At 29.5% G+C, this 6,619-nt stretch carries 8 protein-coding genes; all 8 read left to right on the top strand.

Going from position 1 to position 6,619, the window contains the following annotated elements; all coding sequences use genetic code 11:
- The coding region (locus AB671_RS22425) for a hypothetical protein (protein WP_185114129.1) at positions 1 to 326 on the top strand (326 nt) is incomplete at its 5' end.
- A gap of 414 nt (positions 327 to 740) precedes the next feature.
- Positions 741 to 1,091 (top strand): bacteriophage T4 gp5 trimerisation domain-containing protein, encoded by a 351-nt coding sequence (locus AB671_RS02460; protein WP_066681116.1) that lies wholly within the window; start codon positions 741 to 743, stop codon positions 1,089 to 1,091.
- Positions 1,092 to 1,102: 11 nt separating this feature from the next.
- Positions 1,103 to 2,548, top strand: coding sequence for a hypothetical protein (locus AB671_RS02455; RefSeq protein ID WP_066681114.1), 1,446 nt, complete (start codon positions 1,103 to 1,105; stop codon positions 2,546 to 2,548).
- A gap of 80 nt (positions 2,549 to 2,628) precedes the next feature.
- Entirely contained in the window at positions 2,629 to 3,303 is a 675-nt protein-coding gene (locus AB671_RS02450; protein ID WP_157444107.1) for a hypothetical protein, read from the top strand.
- Between the two features lie 142 nt (positions 3,304 to 3,445).
- Positions 3,446 to 4,027 carry a hypothetical protein gene (locus AB671_RS02445; RefSeq protein WP_228390994.1) on the top strand — a complete coding sequence of 194 codons (582 nt, stop codon included), beginning with the start codon at positions 3,446 to 3,448 and terminating at the stop codon, positions 4,025 to 4,027.
- 2 nt (positions 4,028 to 4,029) lie between these two features.
- Positions 4,030 to 5,040: a glycoside hydrolase family 19 protein gene (locus tag AB671_RS02440; RefSeq protein ID WP_066681108.1), complete on the top strand. Its 1,011-nt coding sequence runs from the start codon at positions 4,030 to 4,032 to the stop codon at positions 5,038 to 5,040.
- Positions 5,030 to 5,422: a hypothetical protein gene (locus AB671_RS02435; protein ID WP_157444106.1), complete on the top strand. Its 393-nt coding sequence runs from the start codon at positions 5,030 to 5,032 to the stop codon at positions 5,420 to 5,422. The genes AB671_RS02440 and AB671_RS02435 overlap by 11 nt, the downstream gene beginning before the upstream one ends.
- Before the next feature lie 166 nt (positions 5,423 to 5,588).
- Positions 5,589 to 6,242 (top strand): hypothetical protein, encoded by a 654-nt coding sequence (locus AB671_RS02430; RefSeq protein ID WP_066764713.1) that lies wholly within the window; start codon positions 5,589 to 5,591, stop codon positions 6,240 to 6,242.
- Positions 6,243 to 6,619: the final 377 nt, after the last annotated feature.

Genomic DNA, 6,619 nt, shown 5'->3' with positions numbered 1-6,619 from the left:
TTAACTTCATTAGTCTTTTTTCACCATATATTATTGATTCTTTCAAAAATGATGATGATTTTCTTGTTGTTCTATTAATAATGGGAGCCATTTTTTTTGCTATCGTAGGAATTATTGGTGTGGTTTTATGTTTACTATTTATTTTGTTGCTAATTGGGCTTATAACAGCAGGTATTTTATCAACCTCTGTTTTGATAGGTATTCAACAGAAATCTATTAGTAAAGGTTTCAAAACTTTTTTCTTGAGCGTTTCAATGGTCGGCTGTACAATTGTAGCTGGTTTGTTAATTCTGTTAAAGAATGGTGGGATACTAATATTTCCATAGTTATTGGAGTGTTTTGTGGAGTTTTTGGCGGTTATATTTTGGGTTTATTGATGTTTGTAGCTTTGAAAAAAATAATTTCATTGTTACAGAAGAAATATCAAACTATTCGAAGCATTTCTAAATCCTGACGAAGTGTATGAGCAGTACAAACAAGACCCTGTTTTACTTTGGTTTCCTGAGGATATTAAAAAGCAATTGCATGAAGCAAAAGAAAAAAAGGAAAGTAATATAATGAGGAACTAGCTTCCTCATTTTTATTAACAAAATACGATGCGGTAAGTGTTTTCTCTATAACGACATAGCAGGAGAAATGATTTCACAGAAGATGAAAGTATTATTATTACTGATAAATCAGGTAATGAAATTCATCTCGATACGACGGGAAGTAATATTAATATCACTGCTCCAGAGACGATGACATTGAATTGTAAGAATATGTTTATTAATGTCTCTGAAAACATGACAACAAGTGTAGGAATGGATCAGTCTGATACTATTGGGATGAACAGAACCCAAAGTATAGGATTGAATGCTACCCAAAGTGTGGGAGCTATGAAAATGACTTCTGTAATTGGAGATACAAGTATGTTTATTACAGGGAAATTGACGGAAATGATTGAGGGAGATGTACATAGTGAGACGAAACAAGGAAAAACTATTGTGAATAGTGAAGGTGGGATAGAAACTGCAAGTAATGGAACCATAAATAAACATGCTAAAAATAATATAGATAATCGTAGTTTAGAAAAAAATAAAGCTCACTAAAATGTAATAATATGAGTAGAACAAGAATTGTAAAAGGGAAAATTTATGAAATTGTAGAAAAGCACTTGTCCTATTATTCAGAAGCTGAAATTATAGAAAGTGCCACAATCAATTATATAGAAAATAGTGATGCTACAATAGTTCATGCGGGTAATCCTTCTCCTCCTCCAGCAGCTGAAATTAATATATTGGCTGATGCAATTGTGCATTTTCGCCCCCCAAAAAAATGGAAGGGTAGTGATTATGGACTTGACTGGATGCGAATTAAAGATACCGGCTTATTTGGAGATAAAAAAAAATATTCTGATGTAGTAGGCACATATGACAAGTATCCCTCAAGTAACCCTTCTGCGGTATTTACAAAATCACTCGCTTTATATAATAATCTCAAAAAAGAATATAATAATCCTGTATATAAAGTTCCATGGATATTGGACGATAAAAAACCGATAGATTATTTTGCTTCATGGCTTTGTGTGGAAAAAAATAAGGAAATAAAACTCTCCTTAAAAATTCATATAAAAGATAAAAAAAATCTTCCCAAAGAATTGTTGATAGCATATGATAAGACTGTTTGTGAAATTTCAAGTTCGCAAGGAAAAGGTGCTGAAAACGAAAAATTAGATCCTGCTAAAAATACACACTATGCCAAAATCCTCATAAAAAATAAAGAAGAATATAAATTGGAAGATGAAATAACTTTAAAAGTTTTATCTGATATTACTACTACACAAACTTTAAAAGTTTTATGCGATGAAAAAGAAGCGGGTTTTCTTAAATTATATTCCAACAAAATTAAAAAATTAAATGTAGTTTGTGTTAAAGTTAAAACCAATAATGGAATAGGAGATATTAAAGGTAAAACAGAGTTAGAAAATTATTTAAAGCAATCATTGATTAAAATAAATTCAATGGAAGAAATTTTAGATATTACTAAAAATGATGATGGAACACCAAATACAGATTTATCTCTTTCCACCATTAGCAACGGAACCGGCTTTAATGTATCCGGAAATATAAATGGAAAATCATTGTATGATTATTTAGACGAAAAATTAAAACAAATATTTTCTAATTTAGGTGCAGATGGTAAACCGGATGGAACAGGAAAATATGATAAATACTTAAGGCTTTATTTTTTTACAGAAACCGCTTATCTCGTCAGCGGAAGCATTACTTTAGGAGTTGGAGGTATTGGAACTCCGATTGGAGGTGGAAGAGGTGCAATGTTTTCTGGAATCACAGATGCAGATGTAGCCCATGAAGCGATGCATGCTATTGCTCTGGGTCACGCCTTTGGTACAAACTCAAATATTAACACTGTCACACCCTATTTGTTTGAATATAAAAAAACAGAAAATGTAATGGATTACGCCCATTTAGATGGCAATGACAAATACTCTACATGGAAGTGGCAATGGGATAAACTACGAAATTTTAATTTGCTCACAGAATGAAAAAAATATTTTTTTATTTAGTTGTAATATTTTTTTACCAATGCCAAGCGCAAAAAAAAACAACTCATAATAATACTCCTATGAATATTATAGACTCTTCCTTTGAAAAATTAAATATCAATAATTCAACCTTATTAAAAACAAAAAAAAGGTATGGAACAGCAGATCCTCCAAAGTATATTGTTAATCTAAATGAAACTTTACAAAGTGGAACTTCGATTGAAACATATGGTTTATTAGATACATACTATGACCAATGGATTACGCCCTCGCGAGGATGGTTTAGATATTATAAAGAATTTTATAGCGATGGTAATATTAAATTAAAGAGGATTTATAATAAAACTTCTGAGGGCAATTATGGGTTTTTGTATGAATTTGATAAAGAGGGAAAACTCTTAAGAACTACAGATTTTGAAAAAGACTGGAAGACTTCCTTTATTGGAATTACAGAAATTGCAAATAAATATGCAAAAAAATTTAATTATAAAGTAGATACTTCAGAAGATGGAATAATAATTTCCAAAAATGACCAACAATGGGATAAAGAATATGTGAAAATATGGAGGAAGGAACAGGCAGTTAAAAAACTTTGGTTTATTGGATTCAATAAAGGGCACTATGAAAACTCAGATGATAAAAAAGTAGAAAGAGTCGTTGTGATTATTGATGATGCTACTGGAAAAGAAATCAAGAGTCTGCATTACTTTGACTTTTATAATTATTTTTTCAAAGAGCCTTTGGAAGACAAATAGTTTATACTAATTTAAATATGAAATTGCTACTGGAATTGCTATCTTTTTTGAGACAAAGTATTTATACTTTTTATATCCTTAATTGAAAAAAATCTAGAGACTTCAAATTAATTTCGCCATTCCTGAAGTTGAATATCAGGTGATGGTAAACTTTGTACACAATCATCCCGACCGACCTTTTGTAATGGGCGGAATGTTTCATGGGGGAACGGCTTTGGGAGGATTTGCAGATAACCGTGTAAAATCTATCATGACCCGAAGCGGACATAAAGTGGTTTTCACAGAAGATGAAAGTATTATTATTACCGATAGATCGGGTAATGAAATTCATCTGGATACAACGGGAAGTAATATTAATATCACTGCTCCGGAGACGATGACATTGAATTGTAAGAATATGTTTATTAATGTAACGGAAAGCATGAACACAAACGTGGGAATGAACCAAAACAATACTGTGGGAATGAATATTTCTGAAAGTGCAGGTATGAATAGAACTTCTACTGTTGGTTTATTAAATATGCTCTCTATTGGAACTGATTTTATTACAAACGTTACAGGGAAAATGACAGAATTTATTACTGGAAATAAAGAATCACATACAGAAAAAGATAGATTGAGAGTTGCCAATGGTAAAATTACCAATCAAAGTCAGGGAGTTTTTGAACAGCATTCTCAAAAAGAGATTAAGAATAATTCTGCAGAAATTTCAAAAAACCATTAGTTATGGGCAAGGAATCTTTTATAGGAGGAGATTATATTGAAACCACCGGAGGTGCTTCCAAAACCTATGCAGGGAAAAATATTGAAAACTCTTCCTTAGGAAATCAATTTACTCAGAATGGACTTGATTCTGGAGTGACCTATGGTACGAATGAATCTGCACCCAATCTAAAACAAGAAGATAAAAAATGTTTCTGTGAAAAAGAATTTGAAGAAGAAGATATTAAATCTTTTTATAATTCTAAAAGATTGTTTACTGCTAAAAATTGTCCTTTGCCAGCTGAAATGAAAACCTATCAAGCTTTTACAGATGCTTTGAATAAGGCAATGAAAGACAATAATATCAATACATGCCTTAGAAAAGCTCATTTTCTAGCGCAGATTGAAACAGAATCAGATAGACTTAACACCACAATGGAATATGCTTCGGGATGGGATTATGATCATTCTACTCATTTGGAAGGTTATAATAAATATAAGTTATATCTTGATAATAAAAAAAGAAAGGATAATCCGTATTTGGCTAATAATACAAAGCAGCTGAGACGTTCTTATAGCAGATACAATGAGTGCTTGAGCCATGGTCATACTTCAAAAGGTGATGGTCCAAAATACAAAGGTAAAGGTTTGATTCAATTAACATGGAAAGACACTTATGAAAAATATTTTAGACATATTGAAAAACCAGAATTAATTGACACTCCCGAGGTTATTGCAAATGACTTAACGTATACTTGTGATTCTGCTGGTTGGTTTTGGGATGATAGACAATTGGGGAATTATGCGGATAAAGATGATTTAATTTTTATTTCTGTCAGAATCAACGGGGGATTAAATGGTTTTGATCATCGAAAAAGTAATATTAAATCTATTATTAAATTAATGAAAATTAAAGAGGATTGTATAACAAACAAACTAGAATTAATTGGAACTTATAAATATGAGACAAGTAATATCAAAAACCTCAAATGGGGTAAAAACAATAAATCTAAAATTCAAAAGTATGATGACTAAGTTTTTAATATTCTTTTTATTTTTTGCATTTATATGTGTTTTTTCGCAAAAGATTTCTGGAGAATATTATCCAATTGAATCTAAGTGCAAGCTTTATTTAAAAATTGATTGTAAAAATAACTTTGTTTTTAGTACAATTGGTAATAAAAAAATTAAAGGCACTGTAAAGGTATTAAAAGAAGACGATGTAACTTATCTCGATTTTGATAATTTAAGCTCTATGTTTGCAAATGATACAATTTATATTCAAAACTCAGGCAATTCTATAAATCCATATTTGCATTTCAAAGAATGTGATGAGAAATTTATTCATCTAGTAAAAAGAAAAAAAGAGAGAAAAATACTTCAAAATAATAGTTCTGGAAAAAAAAATAATTTTTAAATGGAATTATTATCTTTTTTGAAACAAAATTAATTTATACTTTTTTACATATCCTTATTCGAAAAAAATCTAAATCTTTCAAATTAATTTCGCAATTCTAAAAGTCTGGATCAAGATTAGGTCAAGTTGTAAAAGACGCCATTTTTCCGTTATTAAACGAATGCTTATGAGAAATTTATTATTTATAATATTTACATCGATTCTTGTTTCTGGATGTGGTTCTTTGCAAGGACAAAATAAAGATGTAGAAGAATTTGTAAAAATAGTAATTGAAACATATAATGAGAAAAACTCGGTAAAATTCAATCAGTTAATTAATAAAAATACAGGTTTGGTTTTTATTACTACAATGGGGTCTAATAATACCTGGTTGAAAGTTCATAAAGTTTGTCTTAGCAAGAAATGCCTACAAACAAATTCAACAGAATCAATAGGAATTCCTTATCAATCTTTTTTGGAAGGTTATAAAGTAGAGAATTTGAATTTAAATAAAATTGAATTTACCGAAAAATCATTTTTTGAATGTGAAAAAATTGAAAAGTATGGTGTTTTTGTTTCTTCAAAGGATAAATTTCATAGTCTGTCCGAATCAGTATCTTTTTTTATAGAAAATTATTCTAATATAATTGGAGAAAAAATAGACTCTTCCAAGAAAAAAGAATTAGATACAGATTTAAAAAAAATTAGAAAAATCGAACTAACAAGTCGAAGGGTTACAATGAATAGTAAAGGAGGAACATTTGTTTTTTATATAACCAACATTGCTGGAAAATGGTATCTTACCATAATAGATTTTGCTTCTATGGATTGTAGTGTATAATGAAATTTTTATAATGAAATTTTTATATATTTTAACTGCATTCATGTTATTGTTCTGTTCTAAAAAGAAGGATAACGAAAAGCAATCAATTCATATGAATTCTGCAAAAGAAAATTTAAAAAATGATACCATTTTAAAACGAAAATATCTCAATAATAAATTAGAGGCTGTTTAAATTTTATTGAGTAATAATTATGGGGTAGTGTTTCACTAACTGTGTAAGTTAAAAAGTTATTCTGAAAAATTTTTGATTCCTTAAAAGCTCAAAAATAATTTTCGGAAACCTAAGGAAGTGGTTCGGCGTAGCCAAATAACTTTTTATTATTTTTAACCTTATATAGTTATGATTGACAAAGAAGAATTATTAAACAACAAGG

The organism is Chryseobacterium sp. BGARF1 (assembly GCF_001677955.1).
Lineage (GTDB): Bacteria > Bacteroidota > Bacteroidia > Flavobacteriales > Weeksellaceae > Chryseobacterium.
The sequence above is the reverse complement of the archived record's forward strand: the minus strand, read 5'-3'. Positions and strand labels throughout refer to the sequence as shown.